Below are 14,756 nucleotides of genomic sequence, written 5' to 3' on the forward strand. Positions count from 1 at the left end.
GCCGCCTCCACCCCAGGGTTGAGCCGCGGGGGTCCGCCGGGTGAACAGCGGCTGTCGGGGCTTGGCCGCACCTGGTCCGGCATGGCAGTCTTCGCGCATCGAACACCAGTTGGACACAATCAGAACCAGTCGGCGCCCGGTGACGTCGTACGGCTGGCAGCGCCACGACGACCGGACGCCCCGGGGGGACCAGCAGTGACCACCGAGATCTACTTCAGCAACAACCACCGCGACCTGTGCGAGCAGTACGGCACCGGCGCGGGCTTCCAGTTCGAGTTCAACTGCCAGCGCTGCTACGACGCCTGGAGATCGCCGTTCGAGGCGTTCACCACCGGGCGGGCGGCCGGCTGGGTCAACAAGGGGGTCAGCGCGGCCTGGAGCGTGCTCAACGGCAACGGCGGCACCATCACCAACGCCGTCGACGGCCTGGCGGGCGCCGGCTGGGGCCGGGCCAAGGACGCCGCCTTCGAGCGGGCGATCGGCGCCGCACAGGGCCACTTCCACCGCTGCGCCCGGTGCACCCAGCACGTCTGCGACACGTGCTGGAACCCGGCCCAGGGCCTGTGCCAGGTCTGCGCGCCGGACACCGCCGCCGAGGCCGAGGCGGCCCGCCGCCGCGGGCTCAACGACCAGGTGACCCAGCGCGCCTACCAGGCCGGGCAGGAGGCCGGGAACGCCTACGACGTGGGCACCGAGCGGCAGCTGGTCTGCCCGCAGTGCAACGCCGAGACGCACGGCGGGGCGTTCTGCGCCGGCTGCGGCCACAAGCTGGCCGATCCGGCGGGCTGCCGCTCCTGCCAGGCGGCCGTGCCCGCGGGCGCGGCCTTCTGCCCCGGCTGCGGCAGCCGGCAGTAGCGCCCGGCCGCCTACGGCGCGGCGGTGATCCCGGCGGTGATCGTGACATACAGGTAGTCATCCAGCACCTTGGCCAGCGACACCGCGGGCCGGCCCAGCTCGCGCGGCAACTCGCCCTCGTCCAGGCCGGATTCGGCGATCACCGCGCGGGCCCAGCGGCGCCCGCAGGCCAGGTGGCGGCGGAACGCCGCGCCGTCCCGGGAGCCGTGCAGCCGCTGGGCGATCGCCGCATCCCAGGGCATCACGGCCGCCGGGCGCAGCGCGTAGAGCGCCTTGGCGGCGGCGGTCGGCCCGAGAGTACGGCTCGGTGAGACGCGCAGCGCCGCCAGCTCGGCATAGGCCGCGGCCAGTGCGTCGAGCTGACCCTCCGTCAGCACGGCGAGCGAGGCATCGGGCAGCTCGGCGCCGTGCGCGGCCCACCAGCCCTTGAGCGCGGCGGAGAACAGGTCGGGCTCGCCCTCGCGCGGGTAACGGATGCGGCAGCCCCAGGAGTTGAGCCAGCGGTGCAGGGCCGCGCGGTGCTCGGGGCGGGCGAGGTCGGGCGCCGCGGCCACCACCGCGGCCCACCGCTCCCAGCCCGCGTCGACCGCCCCGAGACCGGCGAACACTCCTGCGGCGAAGCGGAGTTCGGCCAGGGCCGGGCCCGGCGGCAGGGCAGCGGGGTGCGCGGCCTCGTGCTCGGCGGCCACCCGCTTGGGCACCACCATCCGCCAGGCGTCCAGCACGATCTCGCGCAGCTCCGCCTCCGGGACCGCCGCCAGCCGCAGTTGCAGCCAGTTGAAGCGCTCGTCGGCCGGCTCCGGCGGCAGGTAGACCCCGGGTTCGGTGGCGAGCAGCAGCTCCCGCTCCTCCCGGGGGAAGGCGAAACCGAGCACCGTCTCGTCCCTGGACAGCGCCAGGTAGACGATCCGGCCGACCCGGAACTTCACCCGGTCCCGGATCAGGTGCTCGCTCGTGCGCGGCAGCGCCAGCGCCGCCGCCCGGACCTGCTCGACCGTCGCCACCCGTGTGCCCCGTTCCGCCCCGGCGGCCCGCGGCGCTGCTGCCGGAGCCTGCTGGGCGGCATGCTGCCACAGTGCGCGGACACTCACGGGTCTGGCAGTGGCACCGGCCCGCCACCTAGGCTTGGTGCATCACCGCTGCCCCCGGGCGGGAGAGGAGACCGGCCTGTGCGCGTCGGGGAACTGAGCCGTCGAACCGGGGTGCCGGTTCCCACGATCAAGTACTACCTGCGGGAGGGGCTGCTCCCGGCCGGCGAGCTGACCTGCCCCAACCAGGCGCAGTACGACGAGGCGCACGTGCGGCGGCTGCGGCTGCTGCGCGCACTGCTGGAGGTGGGCGGCCTCTCGATCGCCACCGCCCGCCGGCTGCTCACCGCGCTGGACGCCCCCGGGCTCTCGCTGCCCGCCACCCTGGACCTCGCCCAGCACGCCGTCGCCCCGCGGCCCCGCCCCGGGGAGCGCCGCACCGAGGACAGTGCGGCCGGACGGGCGGCGGCCGAGGCCGCGGCAGCCTGGGTGGCCGAGCGCGGCTGGCTGGTGCACCCCGGCGGCGCGGCCTGCGTGGCGCTCGCCCAGGTCTTCCAGGCGCTGCGCGAACTGGGGCAGGAGGACCTGCTCGGCATCCTGGACGAGTACGCGGCAGCGGCCGAGCGGCTGGCCGCCGCCGAACTGGCGCTGCTCGGGCGCCGTGCCGATCCGGGCGGGCGGCTGGAGGGAGCGGTGCTGGGCACCGTCCTCGGGGACACGCTGCTGGCCAGCATGCGCCGGCTCGCCCAGGAGGACGCCTCCCGGCGGGTGTTCGTGGAGGCGCCCGCCGAGACCGAGACCTGAGATCTGAGCTCTGACGGTCCGTCAGTTGCCGCCGTTGTCGGTGTTGTCGCCGTCGTCACCGTTGGCCGCGTTCTGACTGGCCTGGGCGTTCAGCGCGTTGATGGTCACCCCGAGCTCGCGCTGCCAGGAGGCGGCCGTCGCCCCGTCCACCGCGTGCTTCTTGGACAGGTCGCGCACCTGGCGCTGGGCCGCCTTCAGCGCCTGCACCGAGTCCTGCGGCTGCCCGGCGGCGAGCGCCGCGCCGGCCGCGTCCAGGGTGTGCACCAGGGCGGCCTGGCGGTCCTTCGGTATCGCCGAGCCGCTCACCTCGCCGCGCAGCGCGGCGATCTGGGCGGCCGGGGTGCCGGCGGGCTTGGCGGGCCCGGTGGGGGGCACGGTGCTCGGCGCGGCGGGCCCGCTGCCGGTCGGCGGCGCGACGGGCGTCGGAGCGGCGGGGGCGGCCGCGGTGCCGCCGGTGGGCGCGGCCGGGCCCGTGGCGGCACCGACCGGCTGGGCGGGCTGCTGGCGGCTGCTGCCGGGCGCGGCGGCACCGGAGTTGCCGCCGGAGCCGGAGAAGGCCAGCGCGCCCACCAGGCCCACACCGGCCAGACCGACCGCGCCGAGCACCAGCGCGAGGGTGCGGCGCGAGCGGCGCGCGGGGGCGGCGGGCTCCGGGTGACCGTCCTGGTACTGCCCGCCGTACCCGCTGGGGGTCCCGTGCCCCGAGTGGTCGCCGTACTCGCCGTACTCGGGCACCGGCGCCATCACCGAGGTCGGCGCCGCCACCGGCGCCCGGTACGGCTGCTGCGGCGGCGCGACCGCGATGGGCGGCAGCATCGTCGTGCGGTCGCCGTCCGGGCCGGGCATCGGCGTCGCCAGCAGCTCCGAGGTGCGGTCCACCGCCCCCGCCACCGGCACCGCCGCGAGCAGCTCGGCGCGGGCGGCAGCGGCGTTGGCCGGCCGGTCCGCCGGGCGCTTGGCCAGCAGCCGCGCCACCACGTGGTCGAGCGCCGGCGGCACCTCGGGCCGGCGCAGGCTGACCGGCGGGGCCTGTTCGGAGACCTGCTTGAAGGCGATCCCGACCGGGGTGTCGGCGCTGAACGGCGGCTCCCCGGTGAGCATTTCGGTGATCACGCAGCCAAGCGCGTAGAGGTCGGCGCGCCCGTCCACCTCGGCGGCGGTGGCCTGCTCGGGCGAGAGGTAGGCGGCGGTGCCGAGCACCGAGGCGGTCTGGGTCAGCTGCTGGCCGGAGGCCGAGGCGCGCGCGATGCCGAAGTCGACGACCTTGACCCCGCCGTCGTCGGTGATCATCACGTTGCCGGGCTTGATGTCCCGGTGGACCAGGCCCGCCGCGTGCGCCACCTCCAGCGCCTCGCAGACCGCCGCCGCGATTCCCACCGCCCGCTCGACCGGCAGCGGACCGCCCTCGGCCAGCACCGAGCCGAGCGAACGGCCGCGGATCAGCTCCATCACGATGTAGGCGGAGCCCTGGTCCATGCCCGAGTCGAAGACCATCGCGATCCGCGGGTGCACCAGCATCGCCGCGTGCTGCGCCTCCCGGCTGAACCGCTCGGCGAACCTGGGGTCCTCGGCCAGGCCGTTGTTGAGCACCTTGACCGCCACCTCGCGGCCGAGCACCCGGTCGACGCCGTGCCAGACCGTTGCCATGCCGCCGACCCCGAGGGTGCCGACCAGTTCGTAGCGGCCGTTCAGCGCTCGTCCGATCACCTGGTCCTGCTCCTCACGCTCCGTCGGCCGGACACCGCATGCCCGGCACCCGCGCCATGATGCGGCATCATCGCGCCGCCACCCCAGTCGGGGCACCACCCTGCCTGCCCGTGCGCCGGGAGTCCACTGGGTGGAACAGTCCTCAGAGGACTGAGGACGACTGCTAGCGTGCTCACCCCGGCGCGGGCACCCACTCCCTTGCGGACGCGCGTTCGAGCCCACCTGGTTGCCGGGCCGTCCGGGTGGAGGAGGAACGCCGTGCAGCCGAGCACCTCAGGCCCCCGGCGCGGCCCGCTGGTGCCCCGGGTGGAGGCGCGGCTGCGCGAGCTGCTCGACGGCGGCCGGTGGCGGGTCGGTGAGCAGCTGCCCAACGAGGCCGCGCTGGCCCGGCTGCTGGGCGTGGGCCGCTCCTCCGTCCGCGAGGCGGTGCGGCTGCTGGTCCGCGACGGCCTGCTCGACGTGCGCCACGGCGTCGGCACCTTCGTCACCGACCCCGCCGCCCGGCCGCCCGCACCCCCCGGCGAGGTGCGCGAGCTGCTGCGCCGGGCCCGCCTGCTGGAGGTGTACGAGGTCCGCCGCGCCCTGGAGGTGGAGGCCGCCCGGCTGGCCGCCGAGCGCGCCACGCCCGCCGAGCTGCGGGCGCTCGGCGAGCGGCTGGTCGACCGGCAGGCCCGGCGCGCACTCAGCGCGCCCGCCTTCGTCGAGGCCGACCTGGCGTTCCACCTGGCGGTGGTCGAACTGGCCGGGAACGCCGTCCTGCTGGACCTGTTCACCGCCGTGCTGCCGGTGCTGCGCACCGCGCTGGTTGAACTGGTCGAGAGCGTAGCGGGGCTGCCGGACACCTCGTGCGCGCACGCGGCGCTGCTCACCGCGCTGCGGGCCCGCGACGCCGAGGCCGCCGTCGCCGCGACCCTGCACAACCTGGAGGCGGTCGTCCACCTGCTCCGCGCCCAGGATCCCCTCACCCCTGCCACCCTTCGAGGAGCGCACCCGTGAACGCCGCCGACCCCGCACCGCACGGCCCGCTGCTGCACGTCGAGGACGTCGACTTCGTGCGCGAGGGCCGCCACCTGCTGCGCGGCATCTCGCTGACCATCGAGCCCGGCCAGCACTGGGCCGTGCTCGGCGCCAACGGCGCGGGCAAGAGCACCCTGCTCGGCCTGCTCGGCGCCGTCGCCCATCCGACCCGCGGCGTGGTGCGGGTGCTCGGCCGCCGGCTCGGCCGGGTGGACGTGCGCGAGCTGCGCGCGCACCTGGGCCACGTGAACCCCCGCCACCCGCTGCGCTCGCCGCTGAGCGTGCGCGAGGTGGTGCTCACCGGCCTGACCAACAGCATCGAGCCCGACCTGCACCGCAGGCCCACCGCCGACCAGCTCGCCCACGCCGACGAGCTGATCGCCACCCTCGGCATGACCCGGCGGGCCGAGGCCGCCTGGACCACGCTCTCCCAGGGCGAGCGCGGCCGGACCCTGATCGCCCGCGCGCTGATGCCGCAGCCGCGCCTGCTGCTGCTGGACGAGCCCGCCACCGGCCTGGACCTGACCGCCCGCGAGCAGTTGCTCAGCAGCCTCGACGAGCTGCGCGAGCAGCACCCCCAGCTGGCCAGCGTGCTGGTGACCCACCACCTGGAGGAGCTGCCGAGCAGCACCACGCACGCGCTGCTGCTGCGCGAGGGCGAGTGCGTGGGGCGCGGCGAGGTCGCGGACATCGTCACCACCGAGCTGGTCAGCGCGTGCTTCGAGCACCCGATCCGGATCAGCCGGGCGGACGGCCGCTGGGCGGCCCGCGCCGACCGCCGCGCCGCGGCGGCAACGGCCCCGGTGACCGCCGGTTAGTCCGCTTCGGCACGACTCGTCCCTCCGGGTGTCAATTCCCGCGCGGTGTCTGGCCAGGGCGTTAACCCAGCAGTAACTTACTGGCCAGTTCCTCGGCGCACCCCCACGCGCCGTCGCGCACCTCCAACCCCCACCCGGAGGACAGCCATGCCCGGAACCACCCTGCCCGGCTCCCCCCTGCCCAGAACCGCCCCGCCCCGGGGCCGCCGCCCCCGCCGGCTCGCCGCGCTCGCAGCCGGCACCGCACTGCTCGGCGCCGCGCTGGTCGGCGCCGCACCGGCCCAGGCCCGGTCCGCCGCCGGCACCACCGATCCGGTCGCCGCCGCCCAGGCACTCGCCGCACCCGGCGTACCCGGCGCCAACGACTGGTCCTGCCAGCCGAGTTCGGCCCACCCCAGGCCGGTCGTGCTGGTCCACGGCACCTTCGCCAACGGCTCGGTCAACTGGCTGACCATCGCCCCGGCGCTGGCCGCCCAGGGCTACTGCGTCTACGCCCTGACCTACGGCGCCCAGCCCGGCGTCCCCGTGCTGCGGGCGATCGCGCCGGTGGCCGACTCCGCCCAGCAGCTCGCCACCTTCGTGGACGGCGTGCTGGCCGCCACCGGTGCGGGTCAGGTCGACATCGTGGGCCACAGCCAGGGCGGCATGATGCCGCGCTACTACCTGAAGTTCGACGGCGGGGCGGCCAAGGTGCACACCCTGGTCGGCCTCGCCCCGAGCAACCACGGGACCACGCTGGACGGCCTGACCACGCTCGCCCAGTCCTTCCCCGGCGCCCAGCAGATCGTCTCCTCCGCCTGCCCGGCCTGCGCGGACCAGGAGGTCGGCTCGGCCATGCTCGGCAAGCTCAACGCGGGCGGCGACACCGTGCCCGGCGTGGACTACTGGGTGATCGCCACCAAGTACGACGAGGTGGTCACGCCCTACACCTCGCAGTTCCTGACCGGCCCGAACGTGCACAACGTGCTGGTGCAGGACCTCTGCCCGGCCAACGTGCCGGACCACGTACTGATGGTCGCCGACCCGGTCGTGCGGCACGAGGTCCTGCACGCGCTCGACCCCGACAACGTGAGCGAGGCCAGCTGCCTGGCCAACCTGACGGGCTGAGCCGCGGGCGACCGCCCCGGGCGGCGTCCACCGCCCGGGGCCTTGCCTCAACTCGCCCGCACCCAGTCCCTCTTGACGGCAACGAGCACCCCACCGAGCGTCGCGAGCAGCGCCAGCGCGGCGCCGAAGACCGTGGCCCCGCCGGTCAGCCCGATCGCGTCGCTCAGGAACCCGGCAGCCACCGGGAGCGTGCCCGCCAGCAGGTAACCCCCCACGTTGAGCGCGGCGTTGGCCTCCGCGAGCGAGCCGGCCGGCACACTGGCGTTCAGCAGCGACAGCCCGCCGAGCTGGCCCAGCCCCTGCCCGGCACCCGCCAGCAGCGCCGCTGCCACCAGCAGCGCCACGGCGTGGCCGCGGACCGCGCCGACCAGGGCGGCCACGGCCAGCACGGTCGAAGCGGCGCCCGCCAGCAGGATCGCGCGCCGGCTCAGCCGCTGCACGGCGAACTGCACGGCGGTCGCGGTGAGGAACATCGCGAACGCGACCACCCCGGCGAGGATCCGGCTGCCGCCGCCGAGCAGCGCCGTGAGCAGCGAGGGGCCGAGCGACAGGACGAACGAGGTCGCGGTGATGCCGGGCGCGAAGACCGCGATCCCCAGGGCGAGTTGGCGCCCGTTGCCGCGCGGCACCCGGGGCACGCGGAGCAGTGGTCCTGCGGCGCTCGCCCCCCGCGGCGGCAGCGGCATCCGCCACACCACCGCCAGTGCGACCAGGAGCAGCACGGCGACCACGCCGAAGACCACGCTGGTCGGCCCCGGCAGCTCCTGCGACAGCACACCCGCGAGCAGCGGCCCGGTGCCCGCGCCCAGCACCATCGCGCAGGAGGCGAGCAGCGCGGCCAGCCGCCGCCGCTCGGCGCCCGCGACGTCGGCCACCGCCGCCATGCCCGCCGAGACGGCCGCCCCGACCGCGATCCCGGTGAGCAGCCGGGCCGCCAGCAGCGCGGGCACCGAGGCGGCGGTGGCGAAGATGCCGCAGGCCAGCAGCGCCAGCAGGATCGCCGGGACCAGCACCCGGCGACGGCCGATCCGGTCCGAGAGCACCCCGCAGACCAGCAGCGAGCCGATCAGGCCGGCGATGTAGCAGGCGAAGACGACGGTCAGCGTGCCTTTGCCGAAGCCGATGTCGTGCTGCCACAGGGCATAGAGCGGGGTGGCGGCATTGGACAGCACGAAGACGGCGGTGACCGGCCAGGCGGCCAGCCAGATCCATCGACGTGGCGGTGCCCCGACATCAACTCCCTTGCTGTTCAACGCTGCTGTTCTCTCGATGACCTGCGCCATGGCATCCCCCTAGGGCCGTCCGTCCAGTACGAGATATCTCGAACTTAGCATGCAGTACGATTGAAGTCGTACTGAAAAGCAGCGCGAAGGAGGTCCCCATGGCACCCAGCTCTTCCCCCGGCACCCCCGCGGCGCCCACCACCCCCGCGGCACCCGCCGTCCACCGCCACCCCGAGCCCGCCGACCTGCCCGAGCCGCTGCCCGAGCCGGGGGTCGCCGAGCTGCGCCTGGAGGCGGTGCTGGGCGCACTGAGCGACCCGCTGCGCCTGCACATCGTGCGCGCGCTGCTGCTCGACTCCGACGCCTTCGACCACTCGTGCAGCTGGTTCGGCCTGGACCGTCCCAAGTCCTCGCTGACCCACCACTTCCGCTCCCTGCGCGAGGCCGGCGTCACCCGCCAGCGCCAGTACGGCCTCGAACGCCGCAGCCAGGTGCGGATCGACGACCTGGAGGCGCGCTTCCCCGGCCTGCTGGCCCTGGTCGCGAACTGGACGCCGAAGGAGGGGTAGCGCCGCCCGAAAACCCTGGCCCGCAGAGCCCGGTCTGGGGCAGAGTGTCCGCCGTGATCACCACTGTCGCGTTCCTCTTCCCGCTGGTGTGCTGGCTGTTCGCGGTTCGGACGGTCAGCACGGGCTGGATCGTCGGGATCCTGCTCGCGCTCCTCGCGGCCACCGAGATCGCCCTCGCGCAGCGGTGGCTCCTCCCCGACGCGAGGGTCACCCTGATCGTGGTCATCACCTTCGTGACCGCGGCCGTCCTGCCCATGGGCATCCTCATCGAGAGCCGCAGGCCCGGTGTGCCGAAGCTGAGTTCGCTGCAGGGGCGCGGCGCCGCGGGCATGGGCCTGTCCCTCTTCTACTGCGTGCTCGGCCCCGTCGCCGCCTTGGTGGCCGCCTGGCTGGTCGGCATCAACGGCGTGCCGGCCATCACCCCCTCCGACCGGGAGGTCCTGCCGCTGCCCGCCGGGCTCGCGGTGGTGAGCGACCGCGACGAGGGCTGCGGCGGCGGCTCCGAGACCTCCTGCGAACGGAGGATCGAGGTGCGTGGCACGGCCGGGCAGTCGTCCGACGAGGTGGCGCGGGAACTCCGCGACCATCTGACGCGAGCGCACGGCTGGCAGTTCACCCTCGACCACGGCAGCCTGGGTGCCTGCCGCGACGAGGACCGGGGGCTCGACCGGCACCAGGTCTGCGCGGAGGTCGTCGACGACAAGGGCACGGTGTCCGTGCTCCTGGACGCCTCGGACCGCTGGTAGCGGCCCGCGAAGTGGGACGCGCCTCACCAGGAGAGGGTGACGGTACGTTGTCGCGGACGACCGCGAGGATCGACACCATGACGATCACGGACCAGGACTGCCTCGCCGAGACGGCCCGCCAGGCCGTGGTCAGCGTGGAGTACCGCCTCGCGCCGGAACACCCGTTCCCGGCCGGCCCCGACGACTGCGAAGCCGCCGCGCGCTGGCTGGTGGAACACGCCAAGGCCGAGTTCGGCACGGTGCTGCGGCTGTCCTACCTCGACGCGGCCGGACGCGCGAGCGACCGCGAGGTGGAACCGGCCGGACTGCTCACCGCCGACGGCCGGTGGTACCTGATCGCCTGGTGCCGCACCCGCCGGGCCGGCCGCGGCTTCCGCCCCGACCGGGTCGCCGCGGCGTCCCCGACCGACGAGCCCGCGCAGCCCCATGACCTGAACGCACTGCTCCTCGGCTCCGCCGCCGCGGGCGCCGCCCAACCTGCCGCACTGGCCTCGCTCGCCCAGCGGCGCGAGCAGCGGAAGTCCCCACGCTGATCACAGCGCCGCCGGCGGCGAGAGCGCTGACTGGTCACTCCTCCAGGGCCGCCGCGATGCGTTCGAGGTCGGCGAGGAGCGCGGTGACGCGCCGGGGCTCGATCGCCGCGGTCATGCGCTCTTCGACGGCGTAGACGGCGGCCTGCACCGTGGTCAGGCGGGCGTGGCCCTCCTCGGTGAGGTGGGCAGGGAGGGCGCGGCCGTGGTCGGCGGCGTCGGGGCGGGTGATCAGGCCCGCGTCCTGCAGGCCCCGCAGCACGACGTTCCCGGACTGCCGGGTGACGAAGGTCGCGCGGGCGAGGTCGGCGTTGGACATGCCGGGGTGCAGGGCCAGCAGTTCGAGGGTCGAGTACTGCGGCACGGTCAGCCCGTGCTCGCGCAGCACCTTGTCCATGGCCCCGCGCAGCGCGGACTGGGCGCGCTTGAGCAGGTATCCCACGTGCTGGGTGACGTCCTTCTGCTTCTGCTGCATGTCAGCATTTTGACATACAGGCCCGGCGAGCCTAGCCTCGGTTATGTCAAAGTCCTGACATCAGGGACAGAGGATCAAGGTTCGAAGGAGAAATCATGTCCGTCACCGTCAACGGCCCCGACTTCATCGCCCTTCAGGTGCGCGACCTGAACGCCGCGGCCGCCTTCTGCGAGCAGCACCTCGGCCTGCGCCGGGCAGCGGTCTCACCGCCGCACGGCGTCGTGTTCGACACCAAGCCGATCCCCTTCGCCGTCCGCGAGCTCCTGCCCGGCGTCGACCTCGCCGACACCGCCCGGCCCGGCCTCGGCGTGGCGCTCTGGTTCCAGACCTCCGACGCCCACGAGCTCCACGCCAAGCTCACCGCCGCCGGGGTCACCATCCTCACGCCGATCGTGGACAGCCCGTTCGGCCCGATGTTCTCCTTCGAGGGCCCCGAGGGCTACACCCTCACCGTCCACGGGGGCTGACAGCTTCAGCTCGAACCAGACCGTCTTGCCGATGCCACACGGCCGCGGGTCGGCACCCCAGGCGGCAGAGAGGGTGGCGACGAGTTCGAGGCCACGCCCTGACTCCTCGTCAGGGTGCGCGCGACGAGGAGCGGGCAGGTGGTCGTCCGCGTCGGAGACCTCGACACGGAGCAGGTCAGCGACGGGGTCGAGGAGCCAGCGGGCGGCGATGTAACGGTCACGGGGGAAGCGGGCGTGGCGGCAGGCGTTGGTCATGAGCTCGGAGAGGAGCAGGGCAGCGGTGTCGGCGGTCTCGGTGCAGAGGGACCACGAAGTCGCCTGCTGCCGGAAGAGGTTGCGGGAGAGCGAGACGCTGCGGGCGGTGCGGCGGAAGTGGTGCTCGGCGGCGAGGGGAGGCAGGGGCATCGGAGTCCTTGCGAAACGCGACGGGGCGAACTGGCACTCGAATGGGTGCAATCCGGGGATTGGACTCCTACGGTGCCGGGCACGGTCGTAGCCTCGGAAGTGACACAGCGGGTCCAACTGGCTGAGTACCCGCCCTGTACCCGCGAATGAACGTTGGGGGCGCACGGATGACCGGAACACCTGAGCCCCCGCTGGCCTGGCAGTACTGCGGCAACCAGCTCAAGCTGTGGCGCGAGCGCGCGGGGATCAAGCGCGAGCAGCTGGCCGAGGAAGCCGAGTACGACTACGAGACGATCAAGTCGATGGAACAGGGCCGGAGGCGGCCGACCCTGAAGGCACTTGAGGCCGCCGAGCGGCTCTGTGATGCACGTGGACTGCTGATCGCCGCAGCGGGATACCTGCGGCCAGAGCGACCCCCGAGAAGCGTGAAGAGTTTCATGGCCGCGGAAGACGAGGCAATCGTTGCCAACTGGTTCGAGACCCTGCTGATTCCCGGCTTGCTGCAAACCGGGGAGTATGCACGAGCCCTGTTCGAGGCGCACACCCCGCCAGTCGGCGACGACACCGTCGAGGAGCGGGTACAGGCCCGTTTGGAACGCCAGAAGAAGCTCACCCGCAATCCTCCCGCGCTCTTCGGCTTCGTCGTCTACGAGGCCGCGCTCCACACCTTGGTGGGCGGCCGAGTGACGATGAAGAGTCAGCTCCAGCATCTGCTGACCGTCGGCCGGCTGAGAAACGTGTCGATTCAGATCCTGCCTACCGGACGCGGCATGCACGCCATGCTCAACGGGCCCTTCGTCCTCCTTGAGACTGCTGAGCGTCAGCGCTATGCCTATGTGGAGGGCCAGGAAACCGGGGCCCTGTACACGGCCCCGGAAACAATCAGCGCACTGGAGCAGCGCCATGGCACGATCCGCATGCAGGCCCTGGGGATTGAGGAGTCCGCCCGGTTCATCCAGAAAGCATCAGAGGCACTGTGACCGCTGAACCAGGCTGACTCAAGACCAACTACGGCAACTCTGAGGCGCTTGCATCGAGCCATCCACGTCCGTGACGCCAAGGACAAGGCCGGACCGCAGCTCGCCTTCACCCCCGCCGCCTGGGCTGGATTCCTCACGTTCGCGACCGCCCAACCGCTGCGCTGACACCCGAGCTTCGGGCCTCGGGCCCCGAGCGCTCTCTTCTGAGGAACGGTGGGTGGCTACTTCCCACCCACCCACCAATGTCCCCGCGTACCAATGAATATGACTTATCGTCATGAGTTGACCACGCCCCGCACATGCGGTGTACGGTTCGCGCAAAGAAACAACCCCCGCCGGTGCGCCAACACCGAACGGGGGTCTGACCGACATTGATCGAAGCGAGGTCGATCCAGTGGCTACCTGCCACCCTACCGCCGCGCCCGGCTACGGCAAGCGTTCCGCGCCGTCCCAAAGTCCGAGCACCCAGCACGACTTCTCCCACCTGCCCGAACGTGAGGCCTACCTCGCCGCCTACATCGACCGTCTGCCCGACGGCGCGGCGATCGACACCAAGACCCTCGCCCGCGAGCAACCCCGCTACGGCCAACAGGCCGTCCGCTCCGCCCTGCGCAAACTCGCCGACCTCGGCCACCTCCTGCGCATCCGCGAACGCGCCGGCGAGGGCCTCACCCGCTGGGTCTCCCGCACCTACTTCTCCCGCACCGCCCGCCCGCGCTCCTGGTGGCAACGCTTCCTCGCCGACCGCCGCACCACCACCGGCGGCGGTAGCGCGGACCCCGCACCCGCGCCCCCTGCACGCTCCATCGCCTACCGCGCCCTCGCCTCCCTCGGCGCGGCGGACAAGCGCATAATGCTCTCCGCCAACGAGTGCGCCGCCCTCGAATCCCTCGCCACCGAGTGGTTCGCCCGTGACGTCACCCCCGAACAGTTCCGGTTCGCGCTGACCAACGGCCTGCCCGCCTCCGTCCAGTGCCCGGGTGCCTTCGCCCGCAAGCGCCTGCTCGACCGCCTCCCACCGCTCCCCGAGCCACCCCCGCCCCGCCGCCCCACGCACCTCCCCCACCACACCGAGCCGCCCCGCCCGGCCGCGGACGTCCATCGCCGGGCAGAGGAAGTCCGCGCCCTCATCCACGAACACAGACCGCCCGCGAGGTGCTGACCCCTCACCCCGGTACCCGCGCCGCCGCCTCCACCAGCACCGCTGCACCCTCGCAGGTCCGCGGACGCGGAAAACCACACATCATCACCCTCCCCCCTCCTCCACCCCGAAGGGGACCGGCTCAGGCCATCGCCTGGTGCACGTCCTCCTCCTCGTCCAAGTGCCAGTGCAGATCCCGCACCCCCGGCTCCAGCGAGAGCCGCGCGATCACCTGCTCCAGGGCGCAGGCCACATCACCGCTGACCGAGAGCGAGGCCCGCAGGCTGCTGGTCTCCGGCGTCTCACGACGGGCCCGCAGACCGGTCGGGGTCAGACCCGAGCCGGTCAGCGACTGCAGCAGCAGGGCCCGGATGTGGCTCTCCGCGCCCCGGTCGCAGCGCAGGTGCACATTGGCCTCCACCACCGCGTCCGGGTCGGTGCCGGCCGCCGGGGCCTGGTCGAGCAGCCGACCGGCGGGCCGGCCCACGAAGTGGACGGCGAGTACGGTCAGCGCGCCCAGCACCGCGAAGGCGAGCTTGCCGGAGGCGGCGAGCACCCCGGTGGCCGCCGAGCACCACAGGGTGGCGGCCGTGTTGAGGCCCCGCACGCTGGCGCCGTCGCGCAGGATCACCCCGCCGCCGAGGAAGCCGATCCCGGAGACCACGTAGGAGGCCACCCGGGTGGGGGATCCGGCGTCCCCCATCGCCTCGCTGTACAGCACGAACAGGGTGGCCCCGGTGGCGACCAGCGCATTGGTGCGCAGGCCCGCCATCCGGGCCCGCCACTGGCGCTCCATCCCGATCAAGGCGCCGCAGAAGACTCCGGTGGCCAACCGGACCAGGAAGTCGAAGGTGGACAGGGCGTGCATGGCAGCACCTCCTCGG

At 73.7% G+C, this 14,756-nt stretch carries 16 protein-coding genes and 2 pseudogenes; 12 read left to right on the forward strand and 6 right to left on the reverse strand.

Going from position 1 to position 14,756, the window contains the following annotated elements:
- Nucleotides 1–195: 195 nt before the first annotated feature.
- A complete protein-coding gene (locus tag OG500_RS17560) occupies nucleotides 196–855 on the forward strand; it encodes a double zinc ribbon domain-containing protein (protein WP_329581290.1) in 660 nt (219 codons plus the stop codon).
- Nucleotides 856–866: 11 nt separating this feature from the next.
- Here OG500_RS17560 and OG500_RS17565 read toward each other — a convergent pair whose 3' ends face one another.
- Nucleotides 867–1,946 (reverse strand): MmcQ/YjbR family DNA-binding protein, encoded by a 1,080-nt coding sequence (locus OG500_RS17565; protein ID WP_329581292.1) that lies wholly within the window; start codon nucleotides 1,944–1,946, stop codon nucleotides 867–869.
- Nucleotides 1,947–2,024: 78 nt separating this feature from the next.
- On the opposite strand from OG500_RS17565, the gene OG500_RS17570 reads away from it, so the two are divergent.
- Nucleotides 2,025–2,687, forward strand: coding sequence for a MerR family transcriptional regulator (locus tag OG500_RS17570; RefSeq protein ID WP_327067639.1), 663 nt, complete (start codon nucleotides 2,025–2,027; stop codon nucleotides 2,685–2,687).
- Nucleotides 2,688–2,708: 21 nt separating this feature from the next.
- Here OG500_RS17570 and OG500_RS17575 read toward each other — a convergent pair whose 3' ends face one another.
- Nucleotides 2,709–4,394 (reverse strand): protein kinase domain-containing protein, encoded by a 1,686-nt coding sequence (locus OG500_RS17575; RefSeq protein ID WP_329581296.1) that lies wholly within the window; start codon nucleotides 4,392–4,394, stop codon nucleotides 2,709–2,711.
- Nucleotides 4,395–4,652: 258 nt separating this feature from the next.
- On the opposite strand from OG500_RS17575, the gene OG500_RS17580 reads away from it, so the two are divergent.
- From OG500_RS17580 to OG500_RS17590, 3 genes are all read left to right on the forward strand, one after another.
- A complete protein-coding gene (locus OG500_RS17580) occupies nucleotides 4,653–5,390 on the forward strand; it encodes a FadR/GntR family transcriptional regulator (protein ID WP_329581298.1) in 738 nt (245 codons plus the stop codon).
- On the forward strand, nucleotides 5,387–6,229 hold the full coding sequence (locus OG500_RS17585; protein ID WP_327067642.1) for an ABC transporter ATP-binding protein: 843 nt from the start codon (nucleotides 5,387–5,389) through the stop codon (nucleotides 6,227–6,229). The genes OG500_RS17580 and OG500_RS17585 overlap by 4 nt, the downstream gene beginning before the upstream one ends.
- A gap of 147 nt (nucleotides 6,230–6,376) precedes the next feature.
- On the forward strand, nucleotides 6,377–7,336 hold the full coding sequence (locus OG500_RS17590) for an esterase/lipase family protein (protein ID WP_327067643.1): 960 nt from the start codon (nucleotides 6,377–6,379) through the stop codon (nucleotides 7,334–7,336).
- Nucleotides 7,337–7,383: 47 nt separating this feature from the next.
- On the opposite strand, the gene OG500_RS17595 is transcribed toward OG500_RS17590, so the two are convergent.
- Nucleotides 7,384–8,619 (reverse strand): MFS transporter, encoded by a 1,236-nt coding sequence (locus OG500_RS17595; protein WP_329581302.1) that lies wholly within the window; start codon nucleotides 8,617–8,619, stop codon nucleotides 7,384–7,386.
- A gap of 98 nt (nucleotides 8,620–8,717) precedes the next feature.
- Between OG500_RS17595 and OG500_RS17600 the strand changes: the two genes are divergently transcribed.
- From OG500_RS17600 to OG500_RS17610, 3 genes and pseudogenes are all read left to right on the forward strand, one after another.
- A complete protein-coding gene (locus OG500_RS17600) occupies nucleotides 8,718–9,128 on the forward strand; it encodes an ArsR/SmtB family transcription factor (protein WP_327067645.1) in 411 nt (136 codons plus the stop codon).
- A 53-nt stretch (nucleotides 9,129–9,181) separates the two neighbouring features.
- Nucleotides 9,182–9,874, forward strand: a complete 693-nt coding sequence (locus OG500_RS17605; protein WP_329581305.1) for a hypothetical protein — start codon at nucleotides 9,182–9,184, stop codon at nucleotides 9,872–9,874.
- Nucleotides 9,875–9,975: 101 nt separating this feature from the next.
- Nucleotides 9,976–10,407: pseudogene (locus OG500_RS17610) on the forward strand (helix-turn-helix transcriptional regulator); the annotation flags it as partial.
- Between the two features lie 34 nt (nucleotides 10,408–10,441).
- Here OG500_RS17610 and OG500_RS17615 read toward each other — a convergent pair.
- Nucleotides 10,442–10,879 carry a MarR family winged helix-turn-helix transcriptional regulator gene (locus OG500_RS17615; RefSeq protein ID WP_329581308.1) on the reverse strand — a complete coding sequence of 146 codons (438 nt, stop codon included), beginning with the start codon at nucleotides 10,877–10,879 and terminating at the stop codon, nucleotides 10,442–10,444.
- Between the two features lie 95 nt (nucleotides 10,880–10,974).
- On the opposite strand from OG500_RS17615, the gene OG500_RS17620 reads away from it, so the two are divergent.
- Complete coding sequence (locus tag OG500_RS17620; protein ID WP_327067649.1) at nucleotides 10,975–11,346, forward strand: VOC family protein; 372 nt, start codon at nucleotides 10,975–10,977, stop codon at nucleotides 11,344–11,346.
- 63 nt (nucleotides 11,347–11,409) lie between these two features.
- On the opposite strand, the pseudogene OG500_RS17625 reads toward OG500_RS17620, so the two are convergent.
- Nucleotides 11,410–11,751: pseudogene (locus OG500_RS17625) on the reverse strand (ATP-binding protein); the annotation flags it as partial.
- A gap of 167 nt (nucleotides 11,752–11,918) precedes the next feature.
- Here OG500_RS17625 and OG500_RS17630 point away from each other — a divergent pair.
- The 3 genes from OG500_RS17630 (at nucleotide 11,919) to OG500_RS17640 (ending at nucleotide 13,893) form a co-directional block, all read left to right on the forward strand.
- Nucleotides 11,919–12,731: a helix-turn-helix domain-containing protein gene (locus OG500_RS17630; protein WP_329581312.1), complete on the forward strand. Its 813-nt coding sequence runs from the start codon at nucleotides 11,919–11,921 to the stop codon at nucleotides 12,729–12,731.
- 48 nt (nucleotides 12,732–12,779) lie between these two features.
- Nucleotides 12,780–12,896, forward strand: a complete 117-nt coding sequence (locus OG500_RS17635) for a DUF397 domain-containing protein (RefSeq protein WP_329581315.1) — start codon at nucleotides 12,780–12,782, stop codon at nucleotides 12,894–12,896.
- A 229-nt stretch (nucleotides 12,897–13,125) separates the two neighbouring features.
- A complete protein-coding gene (locus tag OG500_RS17640) occupies nucleotides 13,126–13,893 on the forward strand; it encodes a hypothetical protein (RefSeq protein WP_329581318.1) in 768 nt (255 codons plus the stop codon).
- Nucleotides 13,894–14,014: 121 nt separating this feature from the next.
- Here OG500_RS17640 and OG500_RS17645 read toward each other — a convergent pair whose 3' ends face one another.
- Complete coding sequence (locus OG500_RS17645) at nucleotides 14,015–14,740, reverse strand: MgtC/SapB family protein (protein WP_327067653.1); 726 nt, start codon at nucleotides 14,738–14,740, stop codon at nucleotides 14,015–14,017.
- Nucleotides 14,741–14,756: the final 16 nt, after the last annotated feature.

The sequence above is a fragment of the Kitasatospora sp. NBC_01250 genome (assembly GCF_036226465.1).
In the GTDB taxonomy this organism is placed as follows: Bacteria; Actinomycetota; Actinomycetes; order Streptomycetales; family Streptomycetaceae; genus Kitasatospora.

Bases quoted from the DNA above. Each gene is read 5' to 3' on its own strand.
- OG500_RS17600 (WP_327067645.1), top strand. From the start codon at position 8,718: ATGGCACCCAGCTCTTCCCCCGGCACCCCCGCGGCGCCCACCACCCCC.
- OG500_RS17615 (WP_329581308.1), bottom strand. From the start codon at position 10,879: ATGCAGCAGAAGCAGAAGGACGTCACCCAGCACGTGGGATACCTGCTC.
- OG500_RS17645 (WP_327067653.1), bottom strand. From the start codon at position 14,740: ATGCACGCCCTGTCCACCTTCGACTTCCTGGTCCGGTTGGCCACCGGA.
- OG500_RS17590 (WP_327067643.1), top strand. From the start codon at position 6,377: ATGCCCGGAACCACCCTGCCCGGCTCCCCCCTGCCCAGAACCGCCCCG.
- OG500_RS17595 (WP_329581302.1), bottom strand. From the start codon at position 8,619: ATGGCGCAGGTCATCGAGAGAACAGCAGCGTTGAACAGCAAGGGAGTT.
- OG500_RS17620 (WP_327067649.1), top strand. From the start codon at position 10,975: ATGTCCGTCACCGTCAACGGCCCCGACTTCATCGCCCTTCAGGTGCGC.
- OG500_RS17630 (WP_329581312.1), top strand. From the start codon at position 11,919: ATGACCGGAACACCTGAGCCCCCGCTGGCCTGGCAGTACTGCGGCAAC.